Source organism: Larkinella punicea (genome assembly GCF_003334855.1).
GTDB lineage: Bacteria > Bacteroidota > Bacteroidia > Cytophagales > Spirosomataceae > Larkinella > Larkinella punicea.
On sequence record NZ_QOWE01000013.1, the window covers coordinates 129,720 to 144,596 of the forward strand.

At 52.6% G+C, this 14,877-nt stretch carries 13 protein-coding genes; 6 read left to right on the forward strand and 7 right to left on the reverse strand.

The window, feature by feature from the left end; genetic code table 11:
• Positions 1–41 precede the first annotated feature (41 nt).
• From DUE52_RS16895 to DUE52_RS16915, 5 genes are all read right to left on the reverse strand, one after another.
• Positions 42–485 carry a DMT family transporter gene (locus tag DUE52_RS16895; protein WP_114407201.1) on the reverse strand — a complete coding sequence of 148 codons (444 nt, stop codon included), beginning with the start codon at positions 483–485 and terminating at the stop codon, positions 42–44.
• Between the two features lie 237 nt (positions 486–722).
• A complete protein-coding gene (locus DUE52_RS16900; protein ID WP_114407202.1) occupies positions 723–1,700 on the reverse strand; it encodes a type I phosphomannose isomerase catalytic subunit in 978 nt (325 codons plus the stop codon).
• A 3-nt stretch (positions 1,701–1,703) separates the two neighbouring features.
• Positions 1,704–2,825: a M20 family metallo-hydrolase gene (locus DUE52_RS16905; RefSeq protein ID WP_114407203.1), complete on the reverse strand. Its 1,122-nt coding sequence runs from the start codon at positions 2,823–2,825 to the stop codon at positions 1,704–1,706.
• Positions 2,815–3,699 carry a trypsin-like peptidase domain-containing protein gene (locus DUE52_RS16910; protein ID WP_114407277.1) on the reverse strand — a complete coding sequence of 295 codons (885 nt, stop codon included), beginning with the start codon at positions 3,697–3,699 and terminating at the stop codon, positions 2,815–2,817. The genes DUE52_RS16905 and DUE52_RS16910 overlap by 11 nt, the downstream gene beginning before the upstream one ends.
• 46 nt (positions 3,700–3,745) lie before the next feature.
• Complete coding sequence (locus tag DUE52_RS16915; RefSeq protein WP_114407204.1) at positions 3,746–4,456, reverse strand: LytR/AlgR family response regulator transcription factor; 711 nt, start codon at positions 4,454–4,456, stop codon at positions 3,746–3,748.
• Positions 4,457–4,934: 478 nt separating this feature from the next.
• Here DUE52_RS16915 and DUE52_RS16920 point away from each other — a divergent pair, with 478 nt between their 5' ends.
• Complete coding sequence (locus tag DUE52_RS16920) at positions 4,935–5,489, forward strand: RNA polymerase sigma factor (RefSeq protein WP_114407205.1); 555 nt, start codon at positions 4,935–4,937, stop codon at positions 5,487–5,489.
• Between the two features lie 21 nt (positions 5,490–5,510).
• Here DUE52_RS16920 and DUE52_RS16925 read toward each other — a convergent pair whose 3' ends face one another.
• Entirely contained in the window at positions 5,511–6,989 is a 1,479-nt protein-coding gene (locus DUE52_RS16925) for a gluconokinase (RefSeq protein ID WP_114407278.1), read from the reverse strand.
• A gap of 140 nt (positions 6,990–7,129) precedes the next feature.
• Between DUE52_RS16925 and DUE52_RS16930 the strand changes: the two genes are divergently transcribed.
• Positions 7,130–8,707: an FG-GAP repeat domain-containing protein gene (locus DUE52_RS16930; RefSeq protein ID WP_114407206.1), complete on the forward strand. Its 1,578-nt coding sequence runs from the start codon at positions 7,130–7,132 to the stop codon at positions 8,705–8,707.
• A gap of 47 nt (positions 8,708–8,754) precedes the next feature.
• Here DUE52_RS16930 and DUE52_RS16935 read toward each other — a convergent pair whose 3' ends face one another.
• A complete protein-coding gene (locus DUE52_RS16935; RefSeq protein ID WP_114407207.1) occupies positions 8,755–9,342 on the reverse strand; it encodes a hypothetical protein in 588 nt (195 codons plus the stop codon).
• Between the two features lie 41 nt (positions 9,343–9,383).
• Between DUE52_RS16935 and DUE52_RS16940 the strand changes: the two genes are divergently transcribed.
• The 4 genes from DUE52_RS16940 to DUE52_RS16955 are packed head-to-tail and all read left to right on the forward strand — an operon-like array spanning position 9,384 to position 14,779.
• Positions 9,384–9,614 (forward strand): hypothetical protein, encoded by a 231-nt coding sequence (locus DUE52_RS16940; RefSeq protein WP_114407208.1) that lies wholly within the window; start codon positions 9,384–9,386, stop codon positions 9,612–9,614.
• Between the two features lie 31 nt (positions 9,615–9,645).
• Entirely contained in the window at positions 9,646–10,314 is a 669-nt protein-coding gene (locus tag DUE52_RS16945; RefSeq protein WP_229312200.1) for an RNA polymerase sigma-70 factor, read from the forward strand.
• 49 nt (positions 10,315–10,363) lie between these two features.
• Positions 10,364–11,359 carry a FecR family protein gene (locus tag DUE52_RS16950; RefSeq protein WP_114407209.1) on the forward strand — a complete coding sequence of 332 codons (996 nt, stop codon included), beginning with the start codon at positions 10,364–10,366 and terminating at the stop codon, positions 11,357–11,359.
• A gap of 30 nt (positions 11,360–11,389) precedes the next feature.
• Entirely contained in the window at positions 11,390–14,779 is a 3,390-nt protein-coding gene (locus DUE52_RS16955) for a SusC/RagA family TonB-linked outer membrane protein (protein WP_114407210.1), read from the forward strand.
• The last annotated feature ends 98 nt before the right edge of the window (positions 14,780–14,877 follow it).

A 14,877-nucleotide genomic window follows, 5' to 3' on the forward strand; every position in this document is an offset into this window, starting at 1 on the left:
CCTACTGAACACGGATTCGATCCCGAATTGTTCGTTATTCCTCAATTCTTTACCACCAGCACAACCCCCAGCACGATCAGCAGAACGCCTACCAGTCGCCACAACGTCAGACCGTGTTCTTTAAACCCGAGCAGACCGTAATGATCCAGCACAACGGCTGCCAGCAATTGACCGGCTACGCTCAGACTGAGCAGATTTCCAGCCCCAATCCGCGGAACGGTTATGATGACGGTTGTTACATAAATGGCCCCCAGCAAACCGCCCGTCCATTTCCACCAACTGATGCCCCGCATGGTTTCGAGAGCCGGTATGGGCGTCCGGAACGCCAGGCACATCAACGCCAGCACTACAAAACCGGAGCCAAACGAAATGAGAGCGGCCAGAACCGGGTGGGCAATGCTCTGTCGCAACTGGGAATTCACGCCCGATTGAATGCTCGTAGCCGTTCCAACCAGAAAGGCAAAAATGAAGTAGAGAAAATTCATAAGGAATGATGAGTGAAGAATTAAAAGTTAAGAGTTAAAATAGGACTTTCGCTTTTGCCCCTAAATCCCCTAAAGGGGACTTTTAGCATCCGGAGGATTCGCGTCCAAGTCCCCTTTAGGGGATTTAGGGGCAAAAGCGAAAGTGTAAATAATTATCAGACGTAAGTCCTAAAATTAAAAGTAACCTTGATATGCGTCAGCCTACTTTTAATTTTTAATTCTTAACTTTTAACTCCTTCAGGGAACGTAGGATTCCAGAACCGTCATGTTGCCGTTCGGGAGCAGGGTTACCTGCGTGGTTGAAGCGGGGAGCAGTGCGCATTGGCCCGTTTTCAGCGGGATGCGGTAGCCGTCTCCGGTTTCGACCGTCAACGAACCGTCTACACAGACCAGAATCACGAACGAGTCCAGGTGGGTATAATCATGCATCACTTCCTGATCGAATTTCAGCACATTGGTGACGAAATAGTCGCTGGTGACGGCATTGACGCTCTGATTCGGCTGGGAATCATACGGCGTTTTGTATTGATCATAGTGCGTATAATCAATGGCATCGACGGCCAGCTCCGTGTGGAGTTCGCGTTTCTGCCCTTTGTCGTCGGTGCGGTCGAAATCGTAAATCCGGTAGGTGATGTCGGAGGTCTGCTGGATTTCGGCCAGCAGAATGCCTTTTCCGATGTAGTGAACCCGACCGGCGGGCAAAAAGAAGACATCTCCGGCACTGACCGGTTCGATGTTCAAAATGTCCATCAGCGTGTTATCCGCGACGGCTTTTACGTACTCGTCTTTGGTCACTTCCCGGTTAAAACCGGAGTTCAGCGTGGCTCCTTCGTCGGCTGCGAGGATGTACCACATCTCGGTTTTTCCAAAACTGTTGTGCCGTTTTTTGGCGAGTTCGTCGTTCGGATGAACCTGAATCGAGAGGTCGTCGTTGGCGTCGATGAATTTGACCAGCAGCGGAAATTCGTTGCCAAACCGCTCGTAAACGTGTTTGCCAACCAGTTCGTCTTTGTAATGCTCCAGCAGTTCCTGCAAACTTTTGCCTTTCAGCGGTCCTTCGGCCACCACCGAGATATTGCCCGAAACGCCGGAAATTTCCCAGGTTTCTCCACAGTTGGGCAGGGGAGCAAAGTCTTTGCCCAGAACGGTTTTGATCTTCTGGCCGCCCCAGATTTTGTCTTTAAAAATCGTTTCAAACGTGAGTGGGTGCAACATGATTTACAGGATTTGTTCTAACATTCGGATATATAACTCAATTCCCTGTTCAATTTCCCGCAAATAAATAAATTCGTCGGCGGTGTGCGACCGCTCGGAGTGGCCGGGACCGCATTTCAGCGACGGGCAATCGAGCAAAGCCTGGTCAGAAGTGGTCGGCGAGCCGTAGGTCTCGCGGTTCAGGGCCATACCGGCCTGCACAATCGGGTGGTCCAGCGGAATGCTCGACGGTTTGAGTCGAATCGAACGCGGCTGAACCGTCGAGCGGATGTTTTTGCGAATCGTCTCGATAATTTCTTCCAGCGTATATTGTTCCGTAGCGCGCACATCGACCGTAAACGTGCAGGTGTCGGGAACGACGTTGTGCTGCGAGCCCGCGTTGATGATCGTCACCGACAATTTGACCGGCCCCAGCGTCGGCGACACTTTCGGAAACGGATTACTGGTCAGCCATGCGATGTCTTTGATGGCGTAATAAATGGCGTTGTCGCCTTCGTCGCGGGCGGCATGGCCAGATTTGCCTTTGGCCGTACAGTCCAGCACCAGCAACCCTTTTTCGGCAATAGCCAGGTGCATCTGCGTGGGTTCGCCCACAATGGCAAAATCGATGGGCGGCAATTCGGGCAGAATCATCTCCAGCCCTTCGCGACCGGATATTTCCTCTTCGGCCGTGGCCGCCATCACGATGTTATAGGCCAGGTCTTTTTTGTCGTAAAAATGGCAAAAGGTGGCGATGAGCGACACCAGACAGCCCCCGGCGTCGTTGCTACCCAAACCGTAGAGTTTGCCTTCGCGTTCGATGGGCTGAAAGGGATCGAGCGTCCACGACGCATTCGGTTTGACGGTGTCGTGGTGTGAATTGAGTAACAACGTTGGTTTGGCAGGATCGAAAAACCGGTTGTGGGTCCAGACGTTATTTTTGGTCCGCTTGTAGGGAATGCTACGCTGGCGGAAAAACTGTTCGATGAGAGCCGCCGTACGGTCTTCCTCCCGGCTGAGCGAGGGGGTTGCAATGAGCCGTTTCAACAGGTCGATGGCCGCTTCCGTTTGCGTCTCCAGCGAATACGCCGTGAGTGGTTTCGACTTTGTGCCTATGGACCGGTCTTTGGGGGCGTTATTCTTCATAGTATTTAATTCTCAAATCTCGCAGGAACTTCTTGATGATGTCAACGTGAACACACTGGCCAACGTTCAGAAACGGGTAATTGGACACGCGGGTCTGGCGGCCGTTCACAATCACATCCCGGTCTTCAATGTCGAAACCGAGGTGGAGGTGGCGCGTGGAACTTTGCATACCGTAGATAATGCCGCTGGTATCGAAAAGCGGGCCACCGCTTTGTCCCCGCAAACCGGGTGTGCTCATTTCAATGCCGACGATTTCGCCGTTTTCGGCCCGCAGCCGGGTCACGATGCCGTCGATGGGAAAACGCGGGGTGTTGCTGCGTCCGTCGGCGGTCCACTCGATGTCGTCGAGGTCCGGGTTGAACCGGTAATTGGTAAATTCCGGGAAGGGATACCCCAGGCGGCACAGGCTCCGGCCCTGCTTGATTTTAGTGCTATCGCGCAGAAAAACCGCACAGGCGTTGTACTTAATCTGACTGTATCCTTTAAACTGAATAACGGCCAGGTCCTGCGTGGGGTGGAGGTGGTAGGTGATTTCCGAAAACTGATCGACCGAGTTGACAAACTGGTTTTTGATCCGGATGATGCTTTCCCGGCGCAAGTTGTATTTATTTTCCAGGTCTTCCAGCCGCCGGGTCTGGTTTTTGTCCCGCGGGATGGAACGGCGTTCGCCCTGAAACTGGATGTAGTTTTGGTGGATCGTATCCGAACTGATCAGTTGTTCGGCCACGTGCTTGCAGGTGACGGCGCAGGCTTGCTCATTGACGAAAAACATGGTTGAACAGGCCGGAATCACTTCGCTGCTGCCATACCGCCGGACAATCGATAAAATAGGACGTACAAAAGGGTCGACCCGCTCAATGGCTTCAACAAACATAAATTGGGAGGTAAAACGGTCGCGCAAGTTAGCAAATCCGTTGATTTTACGGTTCTGATTTTTTATCGAGCAGATTCAGGAAACCTTCGAACTTATCCCGGTAGGAAGCACCCAGCGGAATCTTGGCCGTACCCACAAAGATTGTCCGATAATTGTAGCTGTTGATTTTGGATAAATTTAATAAGTAGGATTTGTGAATCCGGAGAAATTTGTGTCGGGGAAGCAGATTTTCCAGATTGGAAATTATTTCGTTCACCACCACCACTTTCTGATTGATAAACACCTTGCAGTAGGTGCCAAAGGCTTGTATGTACTCAATGGCGTCGTAATCGAATCGTTGCATGGCGTGGCCTACTTTTAAAAAGATGAAACGATCCTCTGTCAGGCTGTTTTGGGCCAGTTGAACCCCCAGGGCGCGGTTGACGGCCCGGATAAACCGGTTGAAAGAAAAGGGCTTGAGCAGGTAATCCGCCACATCGAGGTCATAGCTCTCAACGGCAAAATCGGGATTAGCGGTGGTAACAATCACCGACAGGGGTTTGGAAAACGAGCGTAACAAATCCAGTCCTGTTTGGTCTGGAAGGCTAATATCCAGCAAGATAAGGTCAAAATGCTGCTGTTGGAGCAGACATGTTGCATCCCGTACGGTTCCGCTGACCTGGGGAGGCATAAAAAAGGGGAGCCGTGCCAGATACTCCTGCAGGATGGCTACCGCCGAATCGGAATCGTCTACAATCAGACATTGACGATATTTCATGGAATTGAGCTATGGTGAGTAGAGGACTTTTGTTACTGGGTAACGATGTGATAGTAAATATAAGTAAACAAGTTTTTTGAGCAAACAACCCACCGGATATTCACAGGGAAGTTTTACTCATTGTACTTTGAGGAACATTCATGCCCTGAAAAGTCCTATTCGACCACTATTTAGTGACGAGAGTACTCAATATTGGGTCTAGAAATGCTTTACAGCAAGTTGATAAGCCCAAATATAAGTATTTATACTCTGCAGGATTCGGTTTATAACGTTAATCTATACGTTCATAGTGTTATCCCCGCCACAAGGCCCGGCTGGCGGGGTAATTGTATTTAACAATCATGTAAAATCAGTAACATCACTGTTGATTTTTGAGTCTAAAATCAACGCCATTCCCGGAGTTGCCGGATTGGGAGGACCTGTTTCTGTCGGACCTAAACGTAACAGTTCATTATTGAATATTAATTTTCTCTGTCTTATGAAACGTGTATTGAAAGACGAAGAACTCATCGGTTCGTATCTGAACACCCGCCGGGCGGATTGTTTGGAGACTTTGTACAAACGCTATGTGCATAAAGTGTATGGTAGCTGTCTGACATTTACCCGCGATCCGGTCAAGGCGGAAGATTATACGCACGACATTTTTCTTCAGGTTTTCATCAAGATTGATCAGTTCCAGGGACGTTCCGCTTTTTCGACCTGGCTGTTTTCCATTTCACAAAATTATTGCCGTCAAAAAAGCCGGGTGGCAAACCGCATGGTGGTGGTGGCCATGGATGAAGTTGATATCGACAACATTCCCGATTCGGAAGGCAGTGATACCGCCCATGCCATGCTGAGTCAAATGGCGGTGGTGATGGAAAAAATTTCGCCGGACCGAATGGCGTTGCTGCAACTCAAATACGTGGATAATATTGACGTTACTGAAATTGCCCGGCAGTATAATATTAATCACAGCGCCGTCAAGATGCGGTTGAAACGGACGCGTGAACAGGTAATCGACGCGTATCAAAAGCAGTTTATGATGGACTGATTGTGGAGCCACCGGGTGGTTTTAAGGCAAGGCCTGTTCAAACCGTTTGTACACCGCCTGATACCGCCGGTGACGTTCGGCATCCGGCTCGAACGTCTGGCCGAAGCCGACGTGGCGGGTGGCTTCGGCCAGCGACGAAACCCGCCCGGTAGCTTTCATTGTCAGCAAGATAGCGCCAATGGCGCCACTTTCGTTGCTCTCGTTGAGCCGAACCGGAACGCCAAAAATATCGGCCATCATTTGCACCCAGAACGCGGACTGGGCAAAACCGCCGTTGGCGTGAATTACTCTCGTGGGGCCCGTATGCCGTGATAAAATGCGCTCGATGCGGAGCAAATTGAACAACACGCCTTCCAGCGCGGCCCGCACAAAATGCGCCCGTCCGTGGTGCCAGTCGACATTCAGGTAAGAACCCCGCACGCCCGCGTCCCAAAGCGGAGCGCGCTCACCCTGTAAATAAGGCAAAAACAGCAGATCGTCGGAACCGGCTTCCACGGTGGCGGCTTCGGCCAGAACATCGGTGGTTTCGGTTTGCGTCAGTTTTTCGGAAACCCATTGCAGGACATTGGCCCCGTTGTTGGTTGGGCCGCCGACCACGTAGTAATTTTTATCCGTCGGATCGCTGACATTCAGGATATAACTGAATAACCGCCCTTTTTCATCGCGCAGTGGCCGTTGAACCGTCCGGCGGATGGCTCCACTTGTGCCAATGGTGATGGTGGTAATCCCGGATTCAATGGCCCCGGCTCCCAGGTTTGCCAGACAGCCGTCCGACGCCCCGATGTGCAGAGATGCTTCCGCCAGGCCATCAGTAACGGAGTTGGGGAGGGTGGAGTTCGTGAGCTTGCCGGCGTAGGTGGTGGGCACCGGTTCCGACAATTGTTCGATCCGAATACCGGCAAATTCGAGCGCAGGCGCATACCATTCCTTCCGCTGGCTGTCGAACAAACCGGTGGCCGTGGCAATCGAATAATCGATCTGGTACTTTCCCGTCAGCTTGTGCCAAATGTATTCCTTGATTGAAATCCAGCCCGTGGCCCGGCGCAGCAGCCGCAGATTGTGTTCGCGAAACCAGGCCAGTTTGCAGAGCGGAATCATCGGGTGCAGGGGCGTGCCGGTTCGCTCATAAATGTCTTTGCCGAGAGCGGTCTGTTCGTGGCGCAGGGAGGCCGCCTGCTTTTCGGCCCGGTTGTCAGACCATAAGATGGCGTTGGTGAGTGGTTTTCCGGCGTCGTCGACCCCAATGCTGCTGTGCATGGCCGAACTGAATCCAACGGCTTCGATGCGTCCGTTTTGCTGCTTCACTTCCCGGCAAACTTCGTCCAGCACGTCGATCAGGTTCGTCCAGACTTCCTCCGGGTCCTGTTCCGCATAACCGGGTTGGGGGTGGAGCGTTGTCAGGGGGGCGGAAGCGTGGGCAACAATATCGCCGGTTTCCGGCTGAAAAGCGAGTGCCTTAACGTTAGTCGTGCCGATGTCGACGCCGAGAATGCAATTCATCATAGAAGTAAAGGGCGGCTAATGCGGTGCAAAGAAATGGGAAAAAGTAATAGCGATTTCGGAAAAGGTCAAACGGCGGTCTGCCACCAGTTGAAAAACAGGCGGTTTTGTGATAAGTTTGTTCTGTTTTTTATCATACGATGTCTTTCAATAGATCAATTTCGTTTTTCGTCTATTTGTTTTTTGTGTTTTGGGTAGTGGCGTGTAATCAAAGCCCCAGGTCGACCACGCCAACCGAACCGTCAAGCTTAAGCGGAGAGGAACTAGCCCGGCAGTCCTGCACAGGCTGCCACGCTTTTCCATCACCGGAGTTGCTGGAAAAAGACATCTGGAAACGAAAAGTGTTGCCGCAAATGGCGCTTCGGATGGGCTTTTCGGCCGATTCCCTCTCGCCGTTTCGGCAGTTGAGCGATCCCGACGAAATACAGCGGGTGCTGCAATCGACAGCCTTTGCCAACGCGCCGATGGTGCATCCCGACGATTGGCAGAAAATTACCGACTATTACGTAAAAAACGCGCCGGAAAAACCGTTGCCACAAGCCCCTCGCCCCGCAATTTCGTACGATTTGCCACTTTTCAAAATCCGCAAACCCGCCCAGCCCGTCGATAATCTGGTAACCCTGCTGGCCTACCAGCCGGTGAGTCGGCGCATTGCGGTGGGGAGTCGGCGCGGGAGGCTGTATTTTCTGGACAACACCCTGCAAAAAGTCGATTCAGTGGTGACGTTTTCGCCCCCTTCCAGCCTGCGCACCCGGCCCGACGGCAGTCTCGATGTGCTGGCGATGGGAACGATGGACCCCAATGACCTTGTCAATGGCGAACTGCTGCACATCGACCGCAACCCGGCGACGCAAAAGATTGATCGGACTGTCTTGTTGAAACGGCTGCAACGCCCGGTCGATGCCACGTATGCCGATCTGAACGGCGACGGAAAAGAAGATATTCTCGTGAGTCAGTTCGGGTTTTATACCGGGCAGCTCACTTGGTTTGAAAATACCGGATCGACTTATACCGAACACGTTCTGGAACCGGTGCCGGGCGCAATCCGAACCGTGGTGACCGACATGAACGGCGATGGCAAGGCGGATATTGTCGTTTTACTGTCGCAGAGCGACGAACAGGTAGCCGTCTTCAACAACGAAGGCGGGGGGCGATTCTGGAAAAAAACCGTGCTGCGTTTTCCGCCGGTATTCGGGTCCAGTTATTTGGATGTGGTTGATTTTGATAAGGATGGAGACATGGATCTGCTGTATACCAACGGCGATAATGCAGATTATTCCAACACGCTGAAGCGGTATCACGGCGTCCGGCTGTTCCGCAACGACGGCAATTTTAAATTCCGGCAGGTCTGGTTTTATCCCCTGCACGGGGCCACGAAAGCCCTCGCCCGCGACTTCGACGGTGACGGTGATCTGGATGTTGCGGCCATTGCGTTCTTCCCGGATGTGTCGCGCAAACGGCTGGAGAACTTTGTGTTTCTGGAAAACCGGGGCAACAACCGGTTTCGGCCGAAATCATTTCCCGATGCGGATCAGGGCGCGTGGCTGACGATGGATGCCGCCGACGTCGATCAGGATGGCGACGAAGACCTTCTGCTGGGGTCGTTTGCCTTCCGGGTGACGCCCACGCCGAAGGCGTTGCTAGACCGCTGGCGGCAGTCGAAAGCCGGGGTGATTCTGCTGGAAAATCAGTCGAAAACGAAGCAACAGATCGACTGATTGCCTTCAAAAAGCCATCCAGCCGATCTATTTTGATGTCGGTTAACTCACCACGTAACGGCTTTCAGTCGCACGCCCTGCGGATTTTCAGCATCCGAGAGTTTGAGGGCGGTTTTGCCACTTTCGACCTGGTAATTCATGGTTTCCTGCTTCAGTTCTTCCTTACGAGCATCGCGGTTGATGTTGCTCTTGGGTGCGCAGCCGTAAAAGCCCCGGTAATTGCCGCTGGTGGGCGTAATCACAAAGGAGCGGTTTGCCTCATTAACCTTAACGGTTCCTTTAAAAAACGTGTAGGCTTCTGTCCGGCAATTGTAGCTTGTGGTGGAGTTGACGATGTACTCTTCGTAAGTACCATTCGCGTGAAATTCGAACACCAGGGCCTGCTCATAGGCGTTGCCGGTGTATTTGCCATTGTAATCCCAGAAATTGGTCGGCGAAAACGTTCCATACGACCATTTGCCGACGAGTTCTGCCGGTATTTTACCGGTTGCCGGGGGCGGATTACCGGAATTCGGATTTTGGCCGCTTCCGTCGCCGGATGAATGATCGGTCGGATCAACGGATTCATTGCCACCTTTTTTACAGGCAACCGAAAGGAGTACCAGCGCCAGCAGCGCGAGAAAACGCATTTTCATGGTTCAGTAGTTTTTGTTGTTTTGCTATTCTGTCTCCCAGAATGGGTGCAAAGCAAGGCACGCACGCGGCAGTACCCAAAAACCGGGTGACTCAAAAGGCGAAACCGGTGACTGAATTGCTGAAAAACATAACTGAATTGACTAGCGGTCAAAAGAAAACAACGGTGCTGGTCGCGATTGCAAATCGCGACCAGCACCTGACTCATCTCGATCAGCGGTCAAAAAAAAGTCAACTTTTTTCAAAAACCACTAAGGGTAAAATAGTGCAATAAAGTCTTTAATTCGTTTTAGAGATCTGCGCTAATGGCTACCTTTACCCTGTTGAATCCTTCTATATCGCCCGAAAACCGCCCTACGCCTTCCATCGCCGGAGAAAAACCGGTGACGACGGTGTATGATTCCGAGCTTTTTTTGCGGAAAGCCTTTGAACAGGAACCGCGGAAAGGGTTTGAACTGCTGTTTCGGCACTATTATACCCCGCTCTGTAGCCATGCCGTCCGGTTCGTCTACTCCCGGCAACTGGCGGAAGACCTGGTGAGTGAGGTGTTCTACCAGTTCTACCGCACGGAAGCGTACCGGAAAGTACACTCGTCCTTCATCAGCTACTTGTTCACGGCGGTTCGGAACGAAGCCTATACGCACCTGCGCAAAGAGTTTGGCAAAACCGATTCCATCGACGCGACCACCGAAAACCACCTGACGGGGAATCAGCCGCAACCCGATTCGGAAGTCCACTTCAACAACCTGTTTCTGGCCGTCAATGACGCCATCAGCCAGTTGCCCGCGCAGTGTCGGCGGGTGTTTCTGCTGAGCCGGTTCGAGAATAAAAAGTACGAAGAGATCGCCACCGAATTGCAGATTTCCCCCCGAACCGTCGAGGTGCATATTTCCAAAGCCCTCAAACACCTGCGCCAGACCCTGCGGGAAGAATGGGCGGTGCTCATCTGCCTCATCAATCTATTTTTCTGCTGAACTAAGGGGAAAAGTAGCTTTTCAAGTCTCTCGTTCAAATGCCACAAACATGAATCATTCGGTATCGAAACATACCCTGTTTACCTATCTGGCCGGACAGGCAACCCCGATCGAGCGTCAAACCGTGGAGGAATGGCTGAAAAACCCGGCCAACACCCCAACATTTCACGAATGGCTGCTCGAATGGGAGATGCGCTCCCTGCAATTTGTGCCGGATCAGGAAGCGGCCTTTGAAAAAATGGTTCAGCGGCTGGACCAGACCGAAAGGCTGGAAGCAGACGAAGAGCCGATGCCTGTTCGCAAACCGCTCTTCTTTTGGGGCGGCTGGAAACCGTATCTGGTGGCGGCCACGGTTTTGCTGGCGCTGCTCATTCCACTGCGGAATAAACTGTTTTATCAGACACACTATACGGCCTACGGGGAAACGAAAACCCTTCGGCTGGAAGACGGAACCGGCGTGGTACTGAAATCCAATTCATCCTTGCAGGTGCCCCGGTTTGGCTTTTACACGAACATCCGGGAGGTGCTTTTGACGGGCGAGGGCCGGTTTTCGGTGACGCACAAACCCGATCATCAGCGGTTTGTGGTCAAAACGTCCGACCAGTTTCAGATTGAAGTGCTGGGTACCGAATTCACGGTTTATGCCCGGAAGCAAAGCACGAATGTGGCGCTGGGCCGGGGAAAGATCCGGGTCGATTACAGCCAGGGTGCCGATAAACACCAGTTGACGATGAAACCGGGCGATTTGCTGACGCTCAGCCACCAGGGCAATCTCCATCTGCGCCAGCTTCCGGCGGTTCCGCCGGCCGAAGCCCGGGGCAAAACCGGCCTGACCTTCAAGGAAACGTCCGTTTGGGAGGTTTGCTACCTGCTCCGCGAAAAATTTGGCCTGAAAGTGGAAATTGTCGACGACTCGCTGGCGCAACGGACCATTTCCGGGAATTACCACGCCGATAATGCCGATGAACTGCTCGACGTCCTGACCGAGACCCTCGAAATCAAAACCGAGAAAACCGGCACGGGTCTCCTGTTAAAAAACAACTGATTATCCCTATTCCTTATTATTTCAGATCAAATGAAGAAAACTGTACACCACCTGGGTCTGCTAGCGGTGCTATTGATCGGCTATCCGGTTACCGGTTTTTGCCAGACACTGGCGTCTGCCCAACACCTGCAACGCTCCGCCAGCCGAAGCACGCAAACGCAACTTAAAAACATTTTGCTCGATTTGCAGCGCCATTACCGCGTTGAAATTGTGTTTGAAGACCGGATCATGGCCGGGAAAAATGTGCCTTCCGAACCCGTCAATCTGAATGTTTCCGTCGAGAAAAATCTGCATAATTTGCTGAAAAATACGGGTTTGCGGGTGAAGAAAATCCGGAAAGATACGTTTGTGATCACCGAAGAGCGGAAAACGAAAAACGACCTGTCGAACCGAACCCCTGAAACAGAGTCGGAAGCTTCTTCGCCCGCTGCCACGCCAGTCGACGAGCGCACCGATGGCAATGCGACCGAATCCGTCGCCAACCACCAGCCCGTTGTGGCCGACCTCAGCATCAGTGGCACGGTTATCGACGAATCCGGGGCGGGATTGCCGGGCGTCAGCGTGGTGTTGAAAGGCACGACCCGCGGTACGACCACCGACAGCAAAGGATTCTATCAGGTGAATGTTCCCGACGAAAAGGCGGTATTGGTCTTCAGCTTTGTCGGCTACATCTCTCAGGAAGTGACCGTCGGAAACCGCTCTACGGTGGGCGTTAAACTGGAAAACGATACGAAGTCGCTCTCGGAAGTGGTCGTGGTGGGTTACGGCACGCAGAAGAAAGTAAACCTGACGGGGGCCGTATCGTCCATCTCGAACGAAGAACTGGTGCGACGCCCCGTGGGCCAGACCTCAGCCGCTTTGCAGGGCATGATGCCGGGCGTAACGGTGACGCAACGCTCCGGCCGACCGGGTGCCGATGGCGGTTCCATCCGGATTCGTGGGGTTGGAACGTTGGGAAATTCGGACCCGCTGGTGCTCATCGACGGCATTGAAGGTTCTATGAACAGCATCGATCCCAACCTGATCGAGACGGTTTCGGTCCTGAAAGATGCGGCTTCGTCCTCCATTTATGGGTCGCGGGCGGCCAACGGTGTCATTTTGATCACCACCAAACGGGCCAAAGGAAACCGGATTTCGGTCAACTACAACAACTACATCGGCTGGCAAACGCCCACGAATTTGCCCAAAATGGCCAACGCCATCGACCACATGCTGCTCACCAACGAAGCATATGTGAACGTGGGCCGTTCCCCGCTGTATTCCGACGATTTAATCCAGAAATACCGTACGGAAGGGGCTTCCAACCGCGATTTGTATCCCGATACGGACTGGCAGAAAGAAGTGTTAACGGGTTCCGGCCTGCAACAGAGTCACTTTGTGAGCATCAACGGCGGGAGTGATAAAATCCGCTTTCTGACGTCGGTGGGCTACTTTGACCAGAAAGGCGTCATCGAGAATTCGACGTTCAGACGCTACACACTCCGGAACAACGCTGATATTCAGCTTTCTAAAAAATTCAGCGCGCGGGTCGATCTCCAACTCGTGGCAGCCACGACCCTCGAACCGGGCCGGGGTTCCGAGGAAGTATTCCACTGGATGAACCGGATTCCGGCCAATCAGATTGGGATTAACTCCAACGGAACCTGGGGCGACGGCTGGAACGGCGACAACCCGATTGCGATGTCGCGCGATGGCGGAACCCGGAAGAACAACAGCCCGTACGCTTTTCTGAATGCGGCCCTGGTCTATAAACCCACCTCGTTTTTGACGGCTGAAATCGCCTATGCGCCCAAGTATGCCTTGTCGATCGACAAGAATTTCAACAAAGCCATTCAGGCGTATAAACCCAATGGTGCATTGAGCTTTCTGGCACCGGCCCGAAGCACGCTGACTGAGGGCAACAGCCGGTCGATGTATACAACCCTGCGCGGAACGTTGACGTTTGATAAAGCGTACGGCGACCACGGACTGAAAATTTTAGCCGGTTTTTCCCGGGAAGATTTTCGCAACGACAATGTATCGGCTTACCGGGAGGGCTTTCTATTGCCCGATTATCAGGTGCTGAACGCCGGAGCCTCGGACATCCAACGGGCTTCGGGAGGAGCCTCGGAATGGGCGTTGCAATCTGTTTTCGGACGAATCAACTACGATTACAAACAGAAGTATCTGCTGGAGGCCAATGCCCGCTACGACGGATCTTCCCGGTTTGCGACGGGGCGTAAATACGGTTTTTTCCCTTCGGTATCGGGCGGCTGGCGGATTTCACAGGAACCGTTCATGCTGCCGATTTCCAACGTGGTCAACGAACTGAAACTAAGGGCTTCGTGGGGACAACTGGGTAACCAACTTATTGGCAACTATCCGTTTATGTCGTCGCTGCAATTCGGCCCTTACACCTTCAATAAACAGATTGTCAACGTCGTAGCCCTCAACACGCTGGCGAACGCGGATATTTCCTGGGAAACCACCGAAATGACGGATATTGGTCTGGACATGACGCTGTTTTCCAACCTGTCGATCACCGCTGATTATTTTTCGAAACGTACCAAAGATATTCTGTTGGAACTGGATATTCCGGCCATCATCGGCTTGGGAAAACCTTCACAAAATGCTGGCGTGGTTGAAAACAAAGGCTGGGAACTCGGCATCAATTACAAAGGAGCCGTCCGGAATTTTCGCTACGATGTCGGATTCAATATATCGGATGTTAAAAACAAGGTGATCGACATGCGGGGTGTCAACCTGACGGGCCTGACTGCCAACCGGGAAGGCTACCCGATCAATTCGCTCTTCGGTCTGGAGTCGGAAGGGTTTTTCCAGACGGCCGACGAAGTGGCCGCCCACGCCCAGCAATTCGGGGTGATCAAACCGGGTGATATCAAATACAAGGATCAGAACGGCGATGGTCTCATTAACAACGACGATAACGTGGTTTTTGGAAACACCATTCCCCGCTTCACCTACGGCAGCACGCTGAACGCGTATTACAAAGGGTTTAGCTTAAACATTGTTCTTCAGGGCGTTGGTAAAGCTGACGGCTATCTGAATGAGCAGGGAATCATGCCGTTCTTTCTGGGCGGAACCGTGCAGGAGCAGCATAAAGACCACTGGACCCCGGAAACGCCCAATGCTACTTTCCCCCGGCTGGCGTTCAGCGAAGCCAACAACGAAAAGAACTCCAGCTTCTGGATGCGGAATGCCGCTTATATGCGTCTGAAAAACATTCAGATTGGCTACACGCTGCCGACAAACCTGACCCAGCGCGCGGGCATCAACAACGTGCGGGTTTTTGCCAACGGCCAGAATCTGCTAACCTGGGACAAGTTCTGGGACGGCTACGATGTCGAATCGCCGGTTGGTTCGGGCCGCAGCTATCCGCAGGTCAAAATGGTCAGCTTCGGACTTGATGTTAGCTTCTAAAAACTTTGCCCCCAACCCCCTAAAGGGGATTTTGCTCTGCCAGTTTTAAAAGTCCCCTTTAGGGGGTTGGGGGCAAAGGCCCTTGTTACCAATGTTTT

What these genes read in the sequence shown, in the direction of transcription:
- DUE52_RS16895 (WP_114407201.1), bottom strand. Translation starts at nt 485, where the DNA reads ATGAATTTTCTCTACTTCATTTTTGCCTTTCTGGTTGGAACGGCTACG.
- DUE52_RS16900 (WP_114407202.1), bottom strand. Translation starts at nt 1,700, where the DNA reads ATGTTGCACCCACTCACGTTTGAAACGATTTTTAAAGACAAAATCTGG.
- DUE52_RS16905 (WP_114407203.1), bottom strand. Translation starts at nt 2,825, where the DNA reads ATGAAGAATAACGCCCCCAAAGACCGGTCCATAGGCACAAAGTCGAAA.
- DUE52_RS16910 (WP_114407277.1), bottom strand. Translation starts at nt 3,699, where the DNA reads ATGTTTGTTGAAGCCATTGAGCGGGTCGACCCTTTTGTACGTCCTATT.
- DUE52_RS16915 (WP_114407204.1), bottom strand. Translation starts at nt 4,456, where the DNA reads ATGAAATATCGTCAATGTCTGATTGTAGACGATTCCGATTCGGCGGTA.
- DUE52_RS16920 (WP_114407205.1), top strand. Translation starts at nt 4,935, where the DNA reads ATGAAACGTGTATTGAAAGACGAAGAACTCATCGGTTCGTATCTGAAC.
- DUE52_RS16925 (WP_114407278.1), bottom strand. Translation starts at nt 6,989, where the DNA reads ATGAATTGCATTCTCGGCGTCGACATCGGCACGACTAACGTTAAGGCA.
- DUE52_RS16930 (WP_114407206.1), top strand. Translation starts at nt 7,130, where the DNA reads ATGTCTTTCAATAGATCAATTTCGTTTTTCGTCTATTTGTTTTTTGTG.
- DUE52_RS16935 (WP_114407207.1), bottom strand. Translation starts at nt 9,342, where the DNA reads ATGAAAATGCGTTTTCTCGCGCTGCTGGCGCTGGTACTCCTTTCGGTT.
- DUE52_RS16940 (WP_114407208.1), top strand. Translation starts at nt 9,384, where the DNA reads ATGGGTGCAAAGCAAGGCACGCACGCGGCAGTACCCAAAAACCGGGTG.
- DUE52_RS16945 (WP_229312200.1), top strand. Translation starts at nt 9,646, where the DNA reads ATGGCTACCTTTACCCTGTTGAATCCTTCTATATCGCCCGAAAACCGC.
- DUE52_RS16950 (WP_114407209.1), top strand. Translation starts at nt 10,364, where the DNA reads ATGAATCATTCGGTATCGAAACATACCCTGTTTACCTATCTGGCCGGA.
- DUE52_RS16955 (WP_114407210.1), top strand. Translation starts at nt 11,390, where the DNA reads ATGAAGAAAACTGTACACCACCTGGGTCTGCTAGCGGTGCTATTGATC.